General features: G+C 69.8%; 18 protein-coding genes. 4 read left to right on the top strand and 14 right to left on the bottom strand.

What is annotated here, in order from left to right; translation table 11 throughout:
* Positions 1 to 17: 17 nt before the first annotated feature.
* Both lpdA and L0H79_RS00560 read right to left on the bottom strand, forming a co-directional pair.
* Positions 18 to 1,415, bottom strand: coding sequence for a dihydrolipoyl dehydrogenase (gene lpdA / locus L0H79_RS00565; RefSeq protein ID WP_301482572.1), 1,398 nt, complete (start codon positions 1,413 to 1,415; stop codon positions 18 to 20).
* An 80-nt stretch (positions 1,416 to 1,495) separates the two neighbouring features.
* A complete protein-coding gene (locus L0H79_RS00560; RefSeq protein ID WP_301482571.1) occupies positions 1,496 to 1,966 on the bottom strand; it encodes a nuclear transport factor 2 family protein in 471 nt (156 codons plus the stop codon).
* Positions 1,967 to 2,140: 174 nt separating this feature from the next.
* Here L0H79_RS00560 and L0H79_RS00555 point away from each other — a divergent pair, with 174 nt between their 5' ends.
* The gene (locus L0H79_RS00555; protein WP_301482570.1) at positions 2,141 to 2,614 is read left to right on the top strand and encodes a MaoC family dehydratase; all 474 of its coding nucleotides are present in this window, start codon (positions 2,141 to 2,143) and stop codon (positions 2,612 to 2,614) included.
* A gap of 494 nt (positions 2,615 to 3,108) precedes the next feature.
* On the opposite strand, the gene L0H79_RS00550 is transcribed toward L0H79_RS00555, so the two are convergent.
* Entirely contained in the window at positions 3,109 to 3,564 is a 456-nt protein-coding gene (locus L0H79_RS00550) for a hypothetical protein (protein ID WP_301482569.1), read from the bottom strand.
* Between the two features lie 781 nt (positions 3,565 to 4,345).
* On the opposite strand from L0H79_RS00550, the gene L0H79_RS00545 reads away from it, so the two are divergent.
* Positions 4,346 to 6,373: a hypothetical protein gene (locus L0H79_RS00545; protein ID WP_301482568.1), complete on the top strand. Its 2,028-nt coding sequence runs from the start codon at positions 4,346 to 4,348 to the stop codon at positions 6,371 to 6,373.
* A 63-nt stretch (positions 6,374 to 6,436) separates the two neighbouring features.
* Here L0H79_RS00545 and ndk read toward each other — a convergent pair whose 3' ends face one another.
* From ndk to ileS, 6 genes are read right to left on the bottom strand one after another with little or no spacing between them, the layout of a single operon-like run.
* A complete protein-coding gene (ndk, locus tag L0H79_RS00540) occupies positions 6,437 to 6,859 on the bottom strand; it encodes a nucleoside-diphosphate kinase (protein ID WP_301482567.1) in 423 nt (140 codons plus the stop codon).
* A 5-nt stretch (positions 6,860 to 6,864) separates the two neighbouring features.
* Positions 6,865 to 7,242, bottom strand: a complete 378-nt coding sequence (locus tag L0H79_RS00535; RefSeq protein ID WP_301482566.1) for a DUF4233 domain-containing protein — start codon at positions 7,240 to 7,242, stop codon at positions 6,865 to 6,867.
* Between the two features lie 38 nt (positions 7,243 to 7,280).
* On the bottom strand, positions 7,281 to 7,721 hold the full coding sequence (locus L0H79_RS00530) for a hypothetical protein (RefSeq protein ID WP_301482565.1): 441 nt from the start codon (positions 7,719 to 7,721) through the stop codon (positions 7,281 to 7,283).
* Between the two features lie 26 nt (positions 7,722 to 7,747).
* Complete coding sequence (locus L0H79_RS00525; RefSeq protein ID WP_301482564.1) at positions 7,748 to 9,073, bottom strand: folylpolyglutamate synthase/dihydrofolate synthase family protein; 1,326 nt, start codon at positions 9,071 to 9,073, stop codon at positions 7,748 to 7,750.
* Between the two features lie 56 nt (positions 9,074 to 9,129).
* Positions 9,130 to 9,753, bottom strand: coding sequence for a GNAT family N-acetyltransferase (locus L0H79_RS00520; RefSeq protein ID WP_301482563.1), 624 nt, complete (start codon positions 9,751 to 9,753; stop codon positions 9,130 to 9,132).
* Entirely contained in the window at positions 9,750 to 13,010 is a 3,261-nt protein-coding gene (ileS, locus tag L0H79_RS00515) for an isoleucine--tRNA ligase (protein WP_301482562.1), read from the bottom strand. The genes L0H79_RS00520 and ileS overlap by 4 nt, the downstream gene beginning before the upstream one ends.
* Positions 13,011 to 13,283: 273 nt before the next feature.
* On the opposite strand from ileS, the gene L0H79_RS00510 reads away from it, so the two are divergent.
* Together L0H79_RS00510 and L0H79_RS00505 are read left to right on the top strand one after the other, a co-directional pair.
* Positions 13,284 to 13,451, top strand: a complete 168-nt coding sequence (locus L0H79_RS00510) for an FAD-linked oxidase C-terminal domain-containing protein (protein WP_301482561.1) — start codon at positions 13,284 to 13,286, stop codon at positions 13,449 to 13,451.
* Positions 13,448 to 13,981, top strand: coding sequence for an NUDIX hydrolase family protein (locus L0H79_RS00505; RefSeq protein ID WP_301482560.1), 534 nt, complete (start codon positions 13,448 to 13,450; stop codon positions 13,979 to 13,981). Before L0H79_RS00510 ends, L0H79_RS00505 begins: the two co-directional genes overlap by 4 nt.
* Before the next feature lie 124 nt (positions 13,982 to 14,105).
* On the opposite strand, the gene L0H79_RS00500 is transcribed toward L0H79_RS00505, so the two are convergent.
* The 5 genes from L0H79_RS00500 to rbfA all read right to left on the bottom strand — a co-directional run bounded on the left by L0H79_RS00500 (position 14,106) and on the right by rbfA (position 20,546).
* The gene (locus tag L0H79_RS00500; RefSeq protein WP_301482559.1) at positions 14,106 to 16,094 is read right to left on the bottom strand and encodes a TIGR03960 family B12-binding radical SAM protein; all 1,989 of its coding nucleotides are present in this window, start codon (positions 16,092 to 16,094) and stop codon (positions 14,106 to 14,108) included.
* A 64-nt stretch (positions 16,095 to 16,158) separates the two neighbouring features.
* Positions 16,159 to 18,024, bottom strand: coding sequence for a long-chain fatty acid--CoA ligase (locus L0H79_RS00495; protein WP_301482558.1), 1,866 nt, complete (start codon positions 18,022 to 18,024; stop codon positions 16,159 to 16,161).
* A 133-nt stretch (positions 18,025 to 18,157) separates the two neighbouring features.
* Entirely contained in the window at positions 18,158 to 19,117 is a 960-nt protein-coding gene (locus L0H79_RS00490; protein ID WP_301482557.1) for a bifunctional riboflavin kinase/FAD synthetase, read from the bottom strand.
* A gap of 42 nt (positions 19,118 to 19,159) precedes the next feature.
* Positions 19,160 to 20,089 (bottom strand): tRNA pseudouridine(55) synthase TruB, encoded by a 930-nt coding sequence (truB, locus tag L0H79_RS00485; RefSeq protein ID WP_301482556.1) that lies wholly within the window; start codon positions 20,087 to 20,089, stop codon positions 19,160 to 19,162.
* The gene (rbfA, locus tag L0H79_RS00480; protein WP_301482555.1) at positions 20,082 to 20,546 is read right to left on the bottom strand and encodes a 30S ribosome-binding factor RbfA; all 465 of its coding nucleotides are present in this window, start codon (positions 20,544 to 20,546) and stop codon (positions 20,082 to 20,084) included. Before rbfA ends, truB begins: the two co-directional genes overlap by 8 nt.
* Positions 20,547 to 20,677: the final 131 nt, after the last annotated feature.

Below are 20,677 nucleotides of genomic sequence, written 5' to 3'. Positions count from 1 at the left end.
TTCGCGCCGGGTCGGGTTCAGAGGTTGATCATGTGGCCGGCGATCCCCTCGATGGCCTCCTTCATCGCCTCGCTGAGGGTCGGGTGGGCGAAGATGTTGCGGGCCACCTCGTCGGCGGTGAGGTCCCACTGCTGGGCCAGCGTGAGGGCGGGGAGCAGCTCGGTCACCTCGGGGCCGATCATGTGCCCGCCGACGATCTCGTTGTGCTCGGCGTCGGCGACGATCTTGACGAACCCGACCCCCTCGGCCATGCCGCGGGCCTTGCCGTTGGCCGAGAAGGGGAAGCTGGCCGTCTTGACGTCGTAGCCCTTGTCGCGGGCCTGCTGCTCCGAGTAGCCGAACGAGGCGATCTGCGGCTGGCAGAACGTCGCCCGCGGGATCATGTCGAAGTTGATCTCCATCGTCTCGGCGTCGGCGATCGTCTCGGCGGTGACGACCCCCATCGCCTCTGCCGTGTGGGCGAGCATGAGCTTGCCGGTGCAGTCCCCGATCGCGTAGACCCCCTGGACGTTGGTGCGGCCCCGGGCGTCCACGCCGACGGCGCCCCGCTCGGTCAGCTGCACCCCGGCCGCCTCGAGCCCGAAGCCCTCCACCCGGGGAGCGAAGCCGAAGGCGGCGAGGAACTTGTCGGCCTCGAGGACCTTCTCATCGCCACCGGCGGCGGGGGCGACGGTGACGCGCACACCCGAGCCGGTGTCCTCGACGTTCTTGACCGCGGTGGAGAGCAGGACGGTGACGCCGAGCTTCTTGTACTGCTTGAACAACTCCTTGGAGACGTCGGCGTCCTCGGTCGGGACCATTCGGTCGAGGAACTCGACGATCGTGACGTGGACGCCGAAGTTCTTCAGGACATAGGCGAACTCGACCCCGATGGCGCCCGAGCCGCCGATGATGATCGAGCTCGGCAGGTCGGCGTCGAGGATCTGCTCCTCGTAGGTGACGACGTTGGGGCTGACCTGCATGCCGGGCAGCATCCGCACCGTCGCTCCCGTGGCGATGATGAGGTTGTCGAAGGTGATGGTGCGCGACGAGCCGTCGTTCAGGGCGACGTCCATCGAGGTGGGACTCGTGATCGTCCCCCAGCCGTCGACCTCCTCGATCTTGTTCTTCTTCATCAGGTAGTGCACGCCCTTGGCGCTGGCCTCGGCCACGCTCCGGCTACGGGAGTGGGTGGCGGCGAAGGACATCGTCGCGTCACCCTCGATGCCGAAGGTCTTCTTCTCGTGCGTGATGATGTGCGCGATCTCGGCGTTGCGCAGCAGCGCCTTGCTGGGGATGCACCCGACGTTGAGGCAGACACCACCCCAGTACTGCTTCTCGACGACCGCCGCCTTCTTGCCGAGCTGGGACGCGCGGATCGCCGCGACATAGCCACCGGGTCCGGCCCCGAGCACTACCACATCGAAATCAGCCATGGGCGACACCCTATCGGTGGGCGCCAGGAGCCGCGCGGATCGGGCCGGGTGCGACCCGCGACGCCACGGTCGGCGCGAGCTCAGAGCCCGAGGTCGGTCAGCCCGGGATGGTCCTGGGGGCGGGGGCCGGGCGCGTCCCAGTGGTAGAGGCGTGCCGACTCCGCGATCTGCAGGTCGTTGATGCTCGCGTGCCGCAGCTGACAGCGCCCGTCTGCGTCGAACTGCCAGTTCTCGTTGCCGTAGCAGCGGTACCAGAGTCCGTCCTTGCCGCGGCACTCCGAGGCGAAGCGCACCGCGATGCGGTTGTCCCCGTAGCCCCACATCTCCTTGATCAGCCGGTAGTCGAGCTCGCGTTCCCACTTCTGCACGAGGAACGCGACGATCTCGTCGCGACCTTTGACCCACGTCGTCCGGTTGCGCCACCGGCTGTCCGGCGAGTAGGCCAGGGCGACGCGCTCGGGATCTCTGGTGTTCCACAGGTCCTCGGCAGCCCTGACCTTGGCGATCGCGTCGTCGCGACCGAACGGCGGGACGACGGGTTGGTTCGGCATGGCTTTCCTCTTTCGAGAGACATCCCCTGCCTGTCCTTCGACGGTAACCCCATCCAGCAGCGGCCACCCACCGCAGAGCCGCTGACCGAGGTCCAATGGATGTCCCTGTCGCCGTCGCCGAGCCCTGAGGTATGTTCGGGACTCATCTCCAGTCCCGCCGATGGGAGGCCCACCTTGGCAAACGAGACGCCCTACAGCCAGCTACCCGCTCTCGCCGGCACCCACCTGGGCGAGAGTGCTTGGCACGAGATCGACCAGGACCGGGTGAACCTGTTCGCCGATGCGACCGGCGACCACCAGTGGATCCATGTCGACCCGGAACGCGCCGCGGCCGGCCCGTTCGGCGGCCCGATCGCGCACGGTTACCTGACCCTGTCGCTGGCCCCGGTGCTGCTCGAGGAGATCCTCATCGTCGCCGACGCGGCGCAGATCGTCAACTACGGGCTGGGCAAGGTGCGGTTCCCGGCCCCGGTCCCGGTCGGGGCACGACTGCGGCTCTCGGCAGACTGCCTCAGCGTCGAGGAGGTCACCGGCGGATACCAGGTCGCGTTGGCACTGACGTTCGAGCTCGAGGGACAGCCCAAGCCCGCGTGCGTAGCCGAGATCCTGTTCCGCTACTACGGAGCCGCCGCCACTCAGGCCACCTGAGGTCCTGCCCGACCCGAGCGATTCACCGACGTCCTCTCGGCGCCTCGGCCGGAACGCGTGGGTAGCGGACGTCGCACCGCTGTTGTGGCACTCCTACAACAAGTCCGAGGTCATGCTCGTCCGTGGACCAGCAGATTCCCGCCGCAGGTGCGCGCGCACAGCACATCTCGTGCGCCGGTCGGTGGGCCGCTTGGCCAGCGTGGTGGGAGCACTTGGTTGATTACCCTCTGGGTGATTGGTACTGGGGCAGGCAGGCAGGCAGGCAGCGCGCGCCCATCATCATCTACCCCCCGATCTCCAGCGGGGCCGTCGTCACGCAACACACACGCCTCGGGCGCATCCCGCACGGGGCAGTCGGCCCGCACTCCATTCTGGATCAGCACCTCACTTATCTCGGTCTCGCAGGAAGTACTGCCTAATTCGGCCCCTTTGTAACTCCAGTCCGGTCGGGCTGGTCTTCTGCCACAGGGCCACCACCCCGGCCACTACGATCGCTACTCCGACCACCAGAACCGCCAAGCCCACGGTGGCGCCGTCCAGCAGGAGCGTCTCCCCGAGAAGCAGGACCGCCGCCCCGGCCACCAGAACCGCCAAGCCCACGGCGGCGCCGTCCAGCAGGAGCGCCCCCCGAGAAGCAGGACCGCCACCCCGGCCGCAAAAGTCGCCGCCGCGAGCGGCGGGGGGCCGTCATTCTGCAGGACGGCGACCCCGACCAGGAGGACGGCCACCCCGGCCATCAGGCCAGCCGATCCGGCCAATAGGCGCGCCGGCCCAGTCAGGGTGGCGCCGCCGCGCAGGAGCGCCACCGCAAACAGCAGGACCGCCATCCCCAGCAGCAGGAAGGCCACCCCAAACAGGGGGGCTCCGAACACGAAAAATGCCACCCCGAACAGGAGGACCGCCACCCCCAGCAGCAGGAACGTCACCCCGATCGGCAGGCCGGTCACCATCCCGTAGGAGTGCCATCCCGAGCAGCAGGAGTGCCACCCCGGCCAGCAGAAACGCCACCCCGAACAGCACGGGGGCCTCGTCTTCCCGCAGGGCATCCGCGCCGACCAACGAGAACATCGCCCCGGGAAACAGGACCGCCACCGCTATGGCTGCAGCGGCAAAGTCAAGGTTCGCCCGGAGCGTTTGCCACGACAGCAAGCAGGCCGCCAGCCAAAGGCAGAAGCTTTGCAACAGTTGCGGCCCGAGTGAGTTCAACGTTGATCCGATATAGACGGCGACCAACACATAGCCGGCAAGGAACACAACGCCGGCAAGGAAGGCCCACTGGCGGGAGCCGTAAGCCTCCCGCCGGAGACACCCTCTGGGGCTAACAAGCAGCGCTGCCAGTGCGAGGATCGTCGGGGCAACCCAAGTGAACGGCGAGTCAAGAAACACGTCACTGACGAGGTTGACCGCGACACCGGCGACGAGTACCCCGATGATCCACGTCGCTACCCGGTTCGGGTCCCACCCGGTCTTTTCAAGCACTGGCGAGGGCGTTGGCGACTGCCTGCCCTGATCTCCCGATGCCTGCGTCACTCTTCGAGAGCGTAGGGCGTGCATCTTCACGTAGCGCCCTCGATCTGAATTTCTCGCCGTCGCCGGCCAACGGTCAGGCCGGATGTTCGCTTGGGTACGTACTCCACCAGTACCCCCGAGAGCTTGCTTCAGAAGGGGCCAGTTCTGCGTAAGTCGCAAGGGAGTGCCATGGACGACCGTGGCTCTGGCACGATTCGCCATGTGGCAGCACAGAGCCCCCTCGACGTCTGGGTATCGAGCTTCACCGCCGTCCTGGAGGCGGGGGCCGCAGTCGACCTCGTCGGGCCGAACGATCCGGACGTCCTGGCCAACGAGCCATGGCCGGTGGAGCAGCAGGTTCCCGCATCAGCCATACGCACGGCACTCCTGCGCCCACCGGCGACGGTCGACCCTCGCGGGCTGGTGCTTCGCGGGGCTTGGATCACCGGGGCACTGAACCTCGAAGACGCCGATATCCCGTTCCCGGTGACTCTCGACCATTGCGTGCTGGCAGGCGGCCTAACCGGTGAGGGCTGCAGCATCCGACGTCTGGCGATGACGGACTCGCGTGCAGAGCGCGTGGACCTGGACGGCGCCAGGGTCGACCGCGACCTGGTCATCGCCAAGACGACGTGCGGGCAAGTGCGTGCTGTCGGAGCCACTATCGGCGGCCAGCTTGTCCTGTCCGGTGCCAGATTGGCCAACCGCGACGGGGTTGCCCTGAACCTTGATGGGGCCGAGATCCGCGGCAGCCTGCTCGCCGGGGACGGGTTCACCGCCACCGGGGAACTGCGTGCACTCGACGCCACCATCGCCGGCTTCCTGGTCCTGTCCGGTGCCAGATTGGCCAACCCCGACGGGGTTGCCCTGAACCTCGACTGGGCAGAGATCCGCGGCAGCCTGCTCGCCGGGGACGGGTTCACCGCGACCGGGCAGGTGCGTGCGCTCGGCGCCACCATCGGCGGCCAGCTCGACCTCTCTGGCGCCAACCTGGCCAACCCCGACGGGGTCGCCCTGAACCTTGACGGGGCCGAGGTCCGCGGCGGCCTGATCGCGCGCGACGGGTTCACCGCCAGGGGGCAGGTGCGTGCGCTCGGCGCCACCATCAGCGAGTTCGTCCTGTCCGGCGCCTGCCTGGCCAACCCCGACGGGGTCGCCCTGAACCTCGATGGGGCCGAGATCAGCAGTCGCCTGGTCGCCCGCGACGGGTTCACCGCCACCGGCCAGGTCCGTGCGATCGGTGCCACCATCGGCGGCCAGTTCGTCCTGTCTGGCGCCAGATTGGCCAACCCCGACGGGGTTGCCCTAGCCCTCGATGTGGCCGAGATCCGCGGTGACCTGTTCGCTCGCGCGGGGTTCACCGCCATCGGTCAGCTCGACTTGTCTGGCGCCACCATCGCCGGTCAGCTCGACTTGTCTGGCGCCACCCTGAGCAACCTCGGCAAGCTGAGCAACGGCAAGGTCGCCCTGCTCCTTGAGCAAGCCAAAGTCCAGGCACTGCTCGTGGATGGAATCACCCAGTGTGAAGGGGGCGTGGACCTTACCGCCTGCCAGCTCGGCGACCTCGTCGTGAATCATGAAGCGAACGGGTTACCGCGGCTGACGGGCGCGGCCGGGTGGAGCGTGCGCGACATCCACGGGCACCTGCGCCACGACCGGTCGGCGGCCATCGCATGGCTCGACACCAGCGACAGGTTCACCACCAGCCCCTGGGAAGAGCTCGCCCGCGTCTACGACCGCAACGGCCAACCCGCCGACGCCCGCCGGGTCCGGTTCGCGGCCGCGCACCGGACGACCCGGCGCGCACCCTGGCACTCGAAACTGTTCCGCTGGCTCTACGCCAGCAGCGTCGGATACGGCTACTACCCGCTGCTCGCCGCGGTGTGGCTGCTCGCGGCCATCCTGACGGCCACCGCCCTTACCGCCGCCACCCCCGGCGCGTTCCTGCCGACCGCGGCAACAGCCCGTATCGCCGCGCCGCCCGCGGGAGTGGCCTGCCCGAGCCTCACGGAGCCCATGACCGCAGCCGACGATCCCGCCTGCCGGGCCTCCGGCTACCCGGCACTGCATCCCCTCACTTATGCACTGGCGACCGTCTCCCCCGCCTCGGCGGTCACCCCGCCGGCCTGGGCGCCGCTGGCCCCCGGAGCAGCCTGGCTCGAGACCACCCTGACCGCCCTGAAACTCCTCGGATGGCTGATGACCGTGCTGCTCCTGGCCGGGCTCACCGGGCTGCTCCGCAAAGGATAGCTCCGCCACCATCGAGTCAGTCCCCACAACACCAACATGGCCCGCAGTCAGAAACCGGTGGGTTCAGGACTGCGGGAACCAGATCCCGATCTCGCGGGTGGCCGACTCGACCGAGTCCGACCCGTGGACGATGTTCTGCTGCACGGCGGTGCCCCAGTCGCGGCCGAAGTCACCGCGGATCGTGCCCGGCGCCGCGTCGGTCGGGTTCGTGGCTCCGGCCAGTGCCCGGAAGCCCTTGACACAGTCGTGGCCCTCGATGACGGCCGCGGTGACGAGGCCCGAGGACATGAACTCGAGCAACGGCTCGTAGAACGGCTTGCCCTCGTGCTCGGCGTAGTGCTGCGCGAGCACCTCGCGGGTCGGTGTCAGGATCGCCAGGACGCTGAGGGTGTAGCCCTTGGCCTCGACGCGCCGCAGCACCTCCCCGGTCAGTCCGCGCTGGAAGCCGTCGGGTTTGACGAGGACGAGGGAGCGTTCGATGGTCACGGGCGTCACCCTACCGGCGTCTGCATCCGGTCGACGGCGCCTCCCTTGAGCAGCGAGGTGACCCACAGGGCGAGGAAGATCAGGCCGGCGAGGAACATCATCGGCACGACGAACCCGGCCAGGAGCGTCAGGACCTGGACCAGCCACCCGAGGGTGACGCCATACGGCTTGCGGGTCAGCCCCGCACCGAGCAGGCACAGGGCGGCGATGACCGAACCGACGAGCAGGTAGCGGCCGGCGGTGGCCGGATCGCCCTGAGCGATGGCGGTGCCGCGTGCGACGAGCGCGCCGAAGAAGATGATGATCGACTGGCCGGCCAGCACCGTGGCGAGCATCCGCCAGGTGAACCTGCCGGTCCTGCCGTAGAAGACGAGCCGCGACATGCGTTCCCTATTGCCTTTCGTGTCAACAGCCTTTCGTGTCAAAAGTCCTGCGAGGTGTCCCAGGACCGGATGATGGCCTGGGCCTCCGTGTCGCTCGCCCCGGTCGCCTCGGCGTAGAGCACCATCGCGTCCTCCCGGCGACCGGCAGCGACGAGGCCGCTGATCCGTGACCGGGCCTCGGGCGTGAGTCGGCCGTCGGTCCAGGACCGGGCAGCGTCCTCGACGCCGGGACCCTTGCCGGGGACGAACCACGAGTCGACCACCCGCTTCGCTTCCGGCAGGGCTGCCCCGGTCGCCTCACGGTAGAGCTTGATCGCGTTGACCTTGCGGCCGGCACTGATCTCCCGGCTGATGCTCGCGCGCGCCTGCTCGGTCAGGCCCGGGTAGGCCCTCTCCCGGTCGCGCCGGCCGACGAGCCGCCCGTAGAGCACCACGAGCACGATGATGATCGCGACGATGAGCAGCAGACGCAGGATCATGGGGTCGAGCCTACGTGGCGCACGCCTCAGGTCTCGTCGTGGCCGAGCAGGAGGCGCACCTCGCCGGCCGTGATCACCGAGCCCGTCGCGAGGACTCCGCCACCGAGCCCATCGGCCTCCGCCAGAGTCACGGCCTGCTCGAGGGCGTCCGGCAGGTTCGGGACGACGGTGACCCGGTGCGCGCCGAAGACCTCGACGGCGAGCCGGCCAAGCCGGGCCGGGTCGAGCGCTCGGTGCGAGGAGTTGCGGGTGACCACGACCTCGGACAGCACCGGCTCGAGGATCTCGAGGATCCCGACGGCGTCCTTGTCCGCCACGATGCTGAGCAGGCCCACCAGCCGGGTGAAGGTGAACGCCTCATCGAGTGCGCTGACCAGGGCCCGAGCGCCGTGCGGGTTGTGGGCGGCGTCGACCACGACCGTCGGCGAGCGCCGCACCACCTCCAGCCGGCCGGGCGAGGCCATGGCCGCGCAGGCGGCGAGCAGCACCTCGTGCTCGAGCGGCTGCTCACCGCCTCCGACGAAGGCCTCGACGGCGGCCACCGCGACCGCCAGGTTCTGTGCCTGGTGGGCGCCGTGCAGCGGCAGGAACAGGTCCGGGTAGTCACCCGCGAGGCCCCGGAGCGAGACGAGCTGCCCGCCGAGCGCGACATCGCGGGTGAGGACACCGAAGTCGGTCCCCTCGACGAGGATCCGGGCTCCGACCTGCTCGGCACGCTCGCGCAGGATCTCGGCGGCCTCGTCGGCCTGCAGCGCCGACACGGTGATGCCGTCGGGCTTGATGATCCCCGACTTCTCCTGCGTGATCGAGGCGATGTCGTCGCCGAGCAGGTGGGTGTGGTCGAGGTCGATCGGGGTGATGACCGAGACCCGCGCGTCGGCGACGTTGGTCGCGTCCCACGTGCCGCCGAGCCCGACCTCGACGACGGCGGCGTCGACGGGGGCGTCTGCGAAGGCGGCGTACGCCACGGCGACGAGGGTCTCGAAGAAGTTGAGCCGGCGCCCGCCCGACTCGAGTGACCGGCCGTCGACGAGGTCGACGAGCGGCCTCACCTCTTCGTAGGCGGCGATGAGCTTCTCGCGCGGGATCGGTTTGCCGGACAGGGCGATCCGCTCGCGCAGGTCGTGCAGGTGCGGCGAGGTGAAGCGGCCTGTCGTCACGCCCAGCTCGCGCAGGATCGTGTCGATCATCCGGCTCGTCGACGTCTTGCCGTTGGTGCCGGTCAGATGGACGGTGGGGAAGGCGTGCTGGGGATCCCCGGCGAGCTGCATGACGGCGCGGATCCGCTCGAGCGAGGGCCCGATGTCGTTCTCCGGGGCGCGGGACAGGATCTCCGCCTCGATCTCGCGCATTCGCCTGCGCTCCTCGAGGCGACGGGCCGCCTGATCGGCGGCGTCGGGCCGCGGGTTCACCGAGCTTCCCGCTGTCCGGGCGGGACCGAGTCGTCGGGCGGGACCGAGTCGTCGGGCAGGACCGAGCCGTCGGGTGAGGCAGCGTCGGCGGCCTGGTCGTCGCCCATGACCAGGTCCTTGGCGAGGTCCTTGGCGAGCCAGATCTCGTCCGGCAACCCGGAGCCGCCCGGCTCGCGGTGCGTATACCGGAACCCGTTGCGCTCGTAGAAGCGGGCCGCGTGGTCGTTGCCGTCTATGTGGGAGACGTGCAGCGTGCGGTGCCCCAGCTGGCTGGCCCGCAGCACCACCTCGTCCAGGAGCCTGCGCCCGATTCCCTGGCCCTGGTGACCGGGCAGGACGTAGAGCTTCCACAGGACGAGCTCGTTGCCCTGGCTTCCGTAGGAGGCCATCCCCACGACCGCTGCGTCCTCGTCCGCGACGAGCGTCCGGCCGACCCGGATGCCTGGGATGACAGCATCGGCGGTCCACCACTTGGCCAGGCCCATGGCGACGTAGTCGGGGCCCGCGATCGGCTCGTACGTCACGCGCCAGGTCTCGTGGCCGACCCGCAGGACGGCGTCGAGGTCGTCGCCGGTCGCGGTCCGGATGGTGACGGGGCTCTGTGCCTCCGCTGGGCTCATCGCCTGGCCACCATGATCCGAGCCTGCTGGCCGTCGCCGATCTCGACCATCGCGCCCGTACCGGCCGGAAGGGCGTGCTCGGCCCCGGCTGAGGAGAACTGCGTCGCAAGGGTCTCCCCGACGATCAGGTCCCGATGGGTGACCGTCGCCTCGAAGACCTCGTCCGTCCCGGTGATGGTCAGGCTGATCCGGTCGCTGACGTGCAGCCCGGCCTCCCGGCGCGCCTGCTGGACGGCCCGGACGAGGTCGCGGGCGAGGCCCTCGCTGGCGAGCTCAGGTGTCACCTGCGTGTCGAGCACGACGAACCCGCCACCGGGCAGCATCGCGGTCGCCGTGCCCGCGGTCTGCTCGGCCACGACCGTCTCGAGCGTGTACTCGCCATCGTGCAGTGCCAGGCCACCGGTGGTCACGACCCCCTCGGGCGAGACGGACCAGTCGCCGCTCTTGCTTCCCCTGATGGCAGCCTGGACGTCCTTGCCGAGGCGGGGGCCGGCGGCGCGGGCGTTGACGGTCAGACGCTGGATCACGCCGTAGTCGGCATCGCTCTGGGAGCCGAGCTCCACGAGCCGGAGCGCCTTGACGTTGAGCTCGTCCCGGACGATCTGCTCGAAGGGCTCGAGCGCGGACGAGTCCGGCACGACGACGGTGAGCGACTCGAGCGGAAGGCGGGCTCGCAGGCCCCCCGCCTTGCGCAGGCTCGACCCGACGGAGCAGAGCTCTCGCGCCCGGTCCATGACCGAGACGAGCGCCTCGTCCATGGGCAGCTCGGCTGGGTCGGGGTAGTCCTGCAGGTGCACGGAGCGGGCACCGGTCAGGCCTCGCCAGATCTCCTCGCTGACCAGCGGCAGGAGCGGCGCGACGGCCCGCGTCACCGTCTCGAGGGTGGTCCACAACGTGTCGAAGGCAGCCCTCGACGCGTCGGACTCCCCGCCCCAGAACCGGTCGCGCGAGCGGCGGATGTACCAGTTGGTCAGCACGTCGACGAAGGCGCGCGTGCTGTCGCAGGCCGCAGCCACCTCGTAGTCGTCGAGCTGGTCACGCACCTCGGTGACGAACTCGTGCAGCTTCGCGAGCAGGTACCGGTCGAGGACGTCGGACGATGCCGTCGAGCGCTTCGCGTCGTACCCCGCCCCGCCGTTCGCGGTGTTGGCGTAGAGGGCGAGGAAGGACCAGGCGTTCCACAACGGGATGATGACCTGACGGACGCCGTCACGGATGCCCTGCTCGGTCACGACGAGGTTGCCGCCGCGCAGGATCGGGCTGCTCATCAGGAACCAGCGCATCGCGTCGGCTCCGTCGCGTTCGAACACCTCGGACACGTCCGGGTAGTTGCGCAGCGACTTGCTCATCTTCTGCCCGTCCGAGCCGAGGACGATTCCGTGGCTCACGCACGACTTGAACGCGGGCCGGTCGAACAGGGCCGTCGCGAGAATGTGCAGCGTGTAGAACCACCCACGGGTCTGGCCGATGTACTCGACGATGAAGTCGCCCGGGAAGTGGTGCTCGAACCAGTCGGCATTCTCGAAGGGGTAGTGCACCTGGGCGAAGCTCATCGAGCCCGAGTCGAACCACACGTCGAGCACGTCCTCGACTCGCCGCATCGTCGAGCGCCCGGTCGGGTCGTCGGGGTTTGGCCGGGTGAGCCGGTCGATACCGGGACGGTGCAGGTCGGTGACGGGCACCCCGAAGTCGCGCTCCAGCTCCTCGAAGGAGCCGTAGACGTCGAGTCGCGGGTACTGCGGGTCGTCCGACTTCCACACCGGGATCGGGCTGCCCCAGAAGCGGTTCCGAGAGATCGACCAGTCGCGGGCGTTGGCCAGCCACTTGCCGAACTGGCCGTCCTTGACGTGCGCGGGAGTCCAGTCGATCTGCTGGTTCAGCTCGAGCATCCGGTCCTTGACCTTCGTGACCTGCACGAACCAGCTCGAGACCGCCATGTAGATGAGCGGCTGCCGGCAGCGCCAGCAGTGCGGGTAGCTGTGCTCGTAGGTCTCCCGGCGCAGCAGGACCGTCCCGTCCGTCGTGGAGCCCATCTCACCTGCACCGCGGGTGCGGGCCTTGAGGTGGTCGATGATGTGGGGGTTCGCGTCGAAGACGTGCATCCCCTCGTAGTCGGTCACCGGATGGGTGAAGGCACCGTCCGGGCCGACGGGCACGACGACTTCGATGCCGAACGCGTCGGTGAGGACCTTGTCCTCCTCACCGAAGGCGGACGCGATGTGGACCAGACCCGTGCCGTCCTCGGTCGTGACATAGTCCGCGGGCAGGACGACGTGACCGTTCGGGTGGCCGAGGAAGTACGAGAACGGCGGGGTGTAGCGGCGCCCGACGAGCTCGGCGCCCTTGAGCCGCTGAACGATCCGGCCGGCCAGACTCGACGGGTCGGAACCCCCGAGCTCCTTGGCGTAGGCGGCCAGCCGCGCCTCGGCGATGACGTAGCGCTCGGTGACCCCGGTGAAGTCGGACTCGACGACGACGTAGTCGATGTCGGGGTGCACGGCCATCGCGACGTTCGACGGCACCGTCCACGGCGTCGTCGTCCAGATCAGGGCCAGCTCGCCGGTCTCGAGCCGGTAGCCGATCGTGACGGCCGGGTCCTGGCGCATCTGGTAGACGTCGTCGTCCATCCGCAGCTCATGGTTCGACAGCGGCGTCTGGTCGTTCCAGCAGTACGGCAGCACCCGGAAGCCCTCGTAGACCAGGCCCTTGTCGTAGAGGCACTTGAACGCCCAGATGACCGACTCCATGAAGCTCGGGTTGAGCGTCTTGTAGTCGTTCTCGAAGTCGACCCAGCGTGCCTGCCGCGTCACGTAGCTGACCCACTCGTCGGTGTACTTGAACACCGAGGCCCGGCACGCGTCATTGAACTTGTCGATGCCGAGGTCGAGGATGTCCTGCTTGGTCTTCAGGCCGAGCTGGCGCTGCGCCTCCAGCTCGGCGGGCAGGCCGTGCGTGTCCCAGCCGAACCGCCGCTCGACCCGCCTGCCCCGCATCGTCTGGTAGCGCGGCACGATGTCCTTGACGTAGCCGGTCAGCAGGTGCCCGTAGTGGGGCAGGCCGTTGGCGAACGGCGGCCCGTCGTAGAAGACGAACTCGTTGGAGCCGTTCTGCCCGGCGTCGCGGTTCTCGACAGAGGCCAGGAAGGTGCCGTCCTGCTCCCAGTACTCGAGGACATGTTCCTCGACCTGCGGGAACCGGGGCGCGGTGGGCACGTCGGCCGGGTGCTGCGGGTCTGTGGTGACCTTCGGGTAGGTCATGTGGTGGTCTCCTGGCGTCGCTCGCTGCCTCACTCGACGAGGACGACGTCACCGGGAGAGCCCCGGCGACACCGCGGTACCACCTCGCTTGCCGCACGAGCCCGCCGCCCCGCAAGGGGTGGTGAGCGGCATACGACCGCTTCGTCTCAGGCTGTGACGGGCCCACCCGTCCGGGTCTAGTGGGGGCGTCGCCGCCCTGTTCTTCCGGAGGCTCACCGCTGATGACGGCTCAGACGCCTGTGGTGACATTCTAGCCGGACGTAGGGTGGCTCAGTGCCGACCTTCCCCACCAGTGTGCCCTCGCGGGTCGTGGGTGACATCGTGGCGGTCCTCGAGCTCGGCAGCGCCGAGCTGGCCAGGCAACGCCGGGGCAAGGCGGTGTTCGACCCGTCGGGCATCATGAACCCCGGCACGGTCTTCACGAGAGAGGCAGACGCATGACCGAGGTGGACACGACGAGCTCATGGCTGAGCCGGGAGGATCTCAACTCGGCCCGGGAACGCCTGCCGATCCTCTACGTCCACGCGGTGCCGGTCCGCAGCGACGATCGCGGCGTCGTGACGCATGTCGGGCTGCTCCTGCGAGCGGACTCCGACGGCGGCATCGGTCACGAGGTCGTCGGGGGTCGCGTGCTCTACCACGAGCGCATCCGCGATGCCCTGGCCCGGCACGTGGAGAAGGATCTCGGTCCGGTCGCGCTGCCCCGGATCCCCCTGTCCCCCCAGCCCTACACGGTGGCCGAGTTCTTCCCGACGCCCGGCGTGACGCCCTACCACGACCCGCGACAACACGCGGTCTCGCTGGCCTACATCGTCCCCGTCGTGGGTGACTGCCGGCCGCAGCAGGACGCGCTCGACCTGGCCTGGGTGACGCCCGAGGAGGCCGCGTTGATGGCCCAGCACGGTGAGATGACCGGTGGCCACGGTGTCCTCGTGCGCCAGGCCCTCGCCCACATCGGCCACCCCATCTGATCGAGAGTGCAGAAGTCCTGATCGAGAGTGCAGCAAGCCTGGCGGCTCCGTTGCGGCCCGCGCACTCTTTCGGCCGGCCGCAGGCCAGGCGACCTGGTCGTCGATGGGCCACACCGCGCCTGCGTCAGCGCGTTTCGGCCAGCTGCTGGCTCCCCTGCCCTAGGACGGTGAGCGGCAACAGCTTCCGGCCGGTCGGGCCGACCTCGATCTGGGTACCCAGCTGCGGGCAGACCCCGCAGTCGAAGCACGGCGTCCATCGGCAGTCGTCGAGCTCACGCTCGTCGAGGGCGTCCTGCCAGTCCTCCCACAGCCAGTCCTTGTCCAGGCCCGAGTCCAGGTGGTCCCACGGCAGCACCTCGTTGTGCTCCCGCTCCCGGGTCGTGTACCACGCCACATCCACCGGGTAACCGGCGAACGCCTCCCGCGCGCAGCGCATCCAGCGCTCGTAGGAGAAGTGCTCGCTCCACCCGTCGAACCGCCCACCGTCACGCCACACCGCCTCGATGACCCGGCCGACGCGCCGGTCGCCGCGTGAGAGCAACCCCTCGACGACCCCCGGCTGCCCGTCGTGGTAGCGGAACCCGATCGACGACCCGTACCTGCGGTCGGCCCGGATCGCCTCGCGCAGCTTGAGCAACCGCGCGTCCGTCTCCTCCGGGCCGAGCTGGGCGGCCCACTGGAAGGGCGTGTGCGCCTTGGGGATGAACCCGCCGATCGAGACGGTGCACCGGATGTCGCGCCGCCCGCACGCCTTCCGGCCAGTCTCGACGACCCGCCGCGCCACCTCGGCGATCTGCAGGACGTCCTCGTCGGTCTCGGTCGGCAGGCCGCACATGAAGTAGAGCTTGACCTGACGCCACCCGGCCCCGTACGCCGCCGCGACGGTCTCGATGAGATCCTGCTCGGTCACCATCTTGTTGATGACACGCCGGATCCGCTCGGAGCCCCCCTCGGGCGCGAACGTCAGGCCCGAGCGTCGGCCGCCCCGGGTCAGCTCGTTCGCGAGGTCGATGTTGAAGGCGTCGACCCGGGTCGAGGGCAGCGACAGGCCGGTCTGGGTGCCCTCGTAGCGGTCGGCGAGCCCCTTGGTGAGGTGCGCGATCTCGGAGTGGTCGGCCGAGGACAGCGACAGCAGCCCCACCTCCTCGAACCCGGTTGCGGCCAGGCCTCGCTCGACCATCTCGCCGATGCCGGTGATCGAGCGCTCACGCACCGGCCGGGTGATCATGCCGGCCTGGCAGAAGCGGCAGCCGCGGGTGCAGCCGCGGAAGATCTCGACCGACATCCGCTCGTGGACCGACTCGGCGAGCGGCACGAGCGGCTGCTTCGGGTAGGGCCACGCGTCGAGATCCGTGACGGTGTGCTTCGCCACCCGCCAGGGCACGCCCGGTGCGTCCGGCGACGGTGCGACGCGCTGGATCCGCCCGTCGGGCAGGTAGCTCACGTCGTAGCACGACGGCACGTAGACCCCACCGGTACGGGCCAGCCGCAGCAACAGCTCCCGGCGCCCACCGGGGCGGCCCTGCCCCTTCCACTCCCCCACGATGTCGGAGATCGTGAGGACCGCCTGCTCGCCGTCGCCGATGACAGCAGCATCGATGAAGTCGGCGATCGGCTCCGGGTTGAACGAGGCGTGACCACCCGCGATGACCACGGGGTCCTGGAGGGCCCGCTCAGCGGCATACAAGGGGATGTTCGCGAGGTCGAGCGCGGTGAGCAGGTTCGTGTAGCCGAGCTCCGTCGAGAACGAGATGCCGAGGACGTCGAAGTCGCGCACCGCGCGGTGCCCGTCCACGGTGAACTGGGGCAGCCCCGCCGCCCGAAGCTGTGACTCCATGTCGGGCCACACGGCGTAGGTCCGCTCGGCGAGCGCGTCCGGGAGTTCGTTGATGACCTCGTAGAGGATCATGACGCCCTGGTTGGGCAGCCCGACCTCGTACGCGTCGGGGTACATCAGCGCCCACCGGGTGGTCAGCTCCTCGCCGGCGGGACCGAACCCGCCGACGTGCCAGTCCTTGACGGTGGAGTTGAGCTCGCCGCCGACGTACTGGATCGGCTTGCTCACCCGTTCCAGCAGCGGTTCGAGGGCGGGGAAGATCGACTCGCCGGGCATTCGCCCAGTGTAGGAGGGTATGCCGCCCACGCCGGTGCCGCGGCACCCCACCCGCCGCGCGTGGTCAGGGCTCGACGTACAGCTTGTCGAGCTGGTCGCGGTACTTGTCGGTCACCGCCTTGCGACGCAGCTTCATGCTGGGGGTGAGGTCGCCCTCCTCGATGGTGAGGTCGCGGTCGAGGATGGTGAACCTCTTGATCGTCTCCCACTGGTTGAGTCCGGAGTTGAGCTCGTCGACGGCCGACTGGACGAGGGCCTGCGCCTCGGGTGAGGTGACGATCTCGGCGTAGCCGGCACCCGCCTTCCCGTGTGCTGCGGCCCACGCGGTGATTGCGTCGGGGTCGAGCGTCACGAGGGCGGTCGCGTAGTTGTGTCCGGCCCCGTACACGACGACCTGGCTCAGGTAGGGGAACATCCCCTTGAACTTCGCCTCGATCGCCGCCGGCGCGATGTACTTGCCGCCGGAGGTCTTGAAGAGGTCCTTCTTCCGGTCGGTGACGTAGAGGAAGCCGCGCTCGTCGATCCGGCCGATGTCGCCGGTGCGGAACCAGCCGTCCTCGCCGAGCACCTCGGCGGTCGCCTCGGGGTTGTTGTGGTAGCCCCGCATGACCCCGGGTCCCTTGATGAGGATCTCGCCGTCCTCCTCGTCGATCCGCACCTCGGTCTCCGGCAGTGGCCAGCCGACCGACCCGAACGCGTAGGACCCGGGCTCGGTACGGTTGACGGTCGTGCCGGACGACGACTCGGTCAGCCCGTAGCCCTCCAGGACGGGCAGGCCCACCGCGCCGAACCACTTCGCGACGTCGGCATCCAGCGGTGCCGAGCCGCTGATCATGAACCGGACCCGCCCCCCGAAGCGCTCCTGCACCTTGGACAGGACGAGCGCGCTCGCCGCGGCGTGCTGCACCGACAGGAGCGGTGAGGGCGAGTCACCGCGTTCCTTCGCGTCGCGCATCTGTCCGCCGACCCCGAGGGCCCAGTCGATGAGGGCCTTCTTGACGCCGGTCTCGGAGTCGAACATCATCGCGATCCGGCCGTGCGCCTTCTCGAAGATGCGCGGCGGCCCGGCCATGAAGGTCGGCTTGACGATCGCCATGTTGTCGACGATCTTGTCGATCCGCCCGTCCACCGCGGTGGGGAAGCCGACCTGCAGCGCGGTCGCGACGAGCATCTTGCCGAACACGTGCGACAGTGGCAGCCAGAGGAACTGGAGGTCGTCCGGGCCGAGCAGACCGCCGGCCTCGATGACGGCGCCCTCGTAGACGACGCTGTCCTGCACGAGGCGCACCCCCTTGGGGCGGCCCGTCGTGCCCGACGTGTAGATGAGGGTGGCCAGGTGGTCCGGCTTGATCTCGTCGATCCGGCTGCTGACGAGGTCGGGGCGGGCCTGCAGCGCGGCGCGGCCACGCGCCTGCAGGTCGGCGAGGGTGACGACCCACCCGTCGTCGGAGGCCGAGCCGGTGAAGGTGACGACCTGGCGGACCTCGGGGATCTCGGCGCGGCGCTCGGCCAGCTTGGCGACCTGCGCGTCATCCTCGGCGAAGACGAGAACGCTGCCGGAGTCACTGAGGATGTAGGCGACGTCCGGCCCGATCGTCGTCGGGTACACGGTCGTGGTCGCGCCGCCGGCGCAGACGATGGCGAGATCGGCGATGACCCACTCGTAGCGGGTCTGCGATGCGAGGGCGACCCGGTCCTCGATGCCGATGCCGAGGTCGATGAGCCCGGCCGCCACGGCTTCGACGAGCTCGTAGGCCTCCTCCCACGTCACCGTCGCCAGATCGGCGCTGTCCGGGTCCGGGAAGTACTGGAACGCGGGCGCGTCAGGTGTCGCCTCCACGCGGCTACGCAGCAGGGCACCGACGCTCGGGGCGCGGTTGCCGAGGACCGACCAGTCGACCTTCTCGTGGGGGGCGGCGAGTCCGGGCATGACGACACTCCTTGGGTCAGAGCGACCCCGGCGCGGGCCACCTGTGGGGATGATGTCATGCGAGCGGGGCAGGGGTCATGTCCTTCTGGGTGGATGAGATCCGCTCGTGACCGATGGGTAACCCGGGGAGCCGTCAGGACGGCACGATGGCGGAGAGGATCTGCCGGCAGCGCGACACGTCCTCGGTCATCTGGCCGACCAGTGCCTCGACGGAGTCGAACCTCAACGTGGGGCGCAGGTGCTCGACGAACTGGAACGAGATCGCCTCGCCATAGAGCTCGAGGTCGGTGCGGTCGAGGACGTAACCCTCGACGCGCCGCGCCAGTCCGTCGAAGGTCGGGTTCGTCCCGATCGAGATCGCGGCGGGCAGCATCCGGTCGGGGTCGCCGCCCGGCAGGTCGCGGCGCAGGAGCCATCCCGCATAGACGCCGTCGGCCGGGACCATTCCCTCGGGCTCGGCGCTCAGGTTCGCCGTCGGGAAGCCGAGCTCACGTCCACGGTGGTCGCCGTGGACGACCGTCCCGGAGACCTCGTGCGGCCGGCCGAGGATCAGGGCCGCGTGGTTGACGTTGCCGGTCGTGAGATCCGAGCGCAGCTGGGTCGAGCTCCAGCGCGCCCCCTCGCCGATGTCGTCGAGGGCGAGCACGTCGAAGCCGTACCTCGTGCCGAGCCCGCGCAGGGTGGCGACGTCGCCGGAGTTCCGCACGCCGAACCGGGTGTCCTTGCCGACGACGACGGCACTGGCGTGCAGGGCCTCGACGAAGGTGCCCCGCACGAACTCCTCGGGCGTCTCCGTGGCGAACTCGTGGGTGAACTCGAGCACGAGAGTGGCGTGCAGCCCGAGCGTCGCGAGCTGGTCGAGTCGCTGCCCCAGCGAGGAGATCAGGGTGGGGGCACGGTCGGGGTAGAGCACCGCGACGGGATGCGGGTCGAAGGTCACGGCCACGGCGAGTGCCCCCCGGTCGCCGGCCTCGGACACGACGCGGCGCAGGACCGCACGGTGACCGCGGTGGACGCCGTCGAAGTTGCCGAGGGTGACGACGGTCGGCCCGAGGTCGCCCGGGATCTCGTCGGTTCCGTACCAGCGCTGCACGGCGACCACTGTAGTGGGCGCCTCGGCGAGGCCCGGCCCGTGTCAGGTGACGGGGAACACGACCCGGGAGCGGACGGTGGGCCGCGTCTCGTCGAGGATCGCGACGAGCCGGCCGATCGGGTCGATCGCTGCAACGGCGTCGCCGCCGCTCGGGGTGGCCGCGATCGGTCGCCCGTGGGAGAGCCGGTCCGCCTCCTGCGCGGTGACCTCGCGCACAGGCAGCTGGGCACGCGCCGCCTCGGCCATGGACAGCAGGGGTATGCCGCTCACCCCCGCACGCTCGGACCGCTCCACGAGCGCGTCGAGCGAGGTCGCCGACGCGAGCGTGAAGGCTCCGACCCGGGTGCGCCGTAGCGCGGTCAGGTGGCCTCCGACTCCGAGGTCGCGGCCGAGGTCGCGGGCCAGGGCGCGGACATAGGTTCCGGAGGAGACCTCGACCTCGATGTCGACGTCGACGACCGGGATGGTCTGTCCGGCCCCGGTCGTGGCTCGCTCCGGCGTGGTGCGCAGGACGTCGAACCGGCTCACCCTCACGGTGCGGGCGGCCAGCTCGACGTCCTCGCCGGAGCGGACCCGCGCATAGCTGCGCACCCCGTCGATCTTGACGGCGCTGACCGCGCTCGGCACCTGCTCGATCGTGCCGGTGAGCCCGGACACCGCGGGTGGGAGAGCGGCCTCGAGGGTGGCCGGGTCGGACACGCCGAGCGCCTCGACGCTCTCGCCCTCGGCGTCGTCGGTGACTGTGGTCTGGCCCAGCCGGACCGTCGCGGTGTAGGCCTTGTCGCAGCCGACCAGGAAGGTCAGCAGCCGGGTCGCCCTGCCCACACCGAGCACGAGCACACCGGTCGCCATCGGGTCGAGGGTGCCGGCGTGGCCGACCCGTCTGGTGCCGAGCAGGCGCCGGGTCCTCGCAACGACGTCGTGGCTCGTCCAGCCCGTCGGCTTGTCGACGACGAGCAGGCCCTCAGGCATCGGCGCCCGGGCCGGCCTCGTCCTCGCTCGCGTCGTCCCGGGGGGGCTTCTTGTACGGGTCGGCCTCGCCTGCGGGCCGGGCCCCGGCCGCGGCGCGGGCGAGCTCGGCGTCCCGGGCGCGGGTGCGGGCCATCAGGTCCTCGAGGTGGGCTGCGCCTTCGGGTAGCGCATCGGCGATGAACTCGAGGGAGGGGGTCAGCCGGATGCCGATCTGCTGGCCGACGGCCGAGCGGATCCGGCCGCGGTAGGCCTCGAGGACCTCGGCGGTCGTCTGCCTGGCCTGCTCGTCCCCGAAGACCGTGTAGAAGACCGAGGCGTGCTGCAGGTCGCCGGTGACCCGGCTGTCGGTGATCGTGACGAAGCCGAGCCGCTCGTCCTTGACCCGGTGCTCGAGGTACTCCGCGACGATGACCTTGATCCGGTCGGCAACCTTGCGTGCGCGGGCGGGGTCAGCCATGACGACCTCCTGGGCTCGGGGACGGGCGAGGGACCTGGGTGGCCCAGACACACCACCCTAGTCGGGCACCTCGACACTTCCTCTCGTCGAGAGTGCACTTGTCCTCATCGACAGTGCACTTGTCCTCATCG

Source organism: Intrasporangium sp. (assembly GCF_030452765.1).
Classification (GTDB): Bacteria; Actinomycetota; Actinomycetes; order Actinomycetales; family Dermatophilaceae; genus Intrasporangium_A.
Note: the sequence above shows the minus strand (reverse complement) of the source record. Positions and strands in the feature narration are given on the sequence as shown.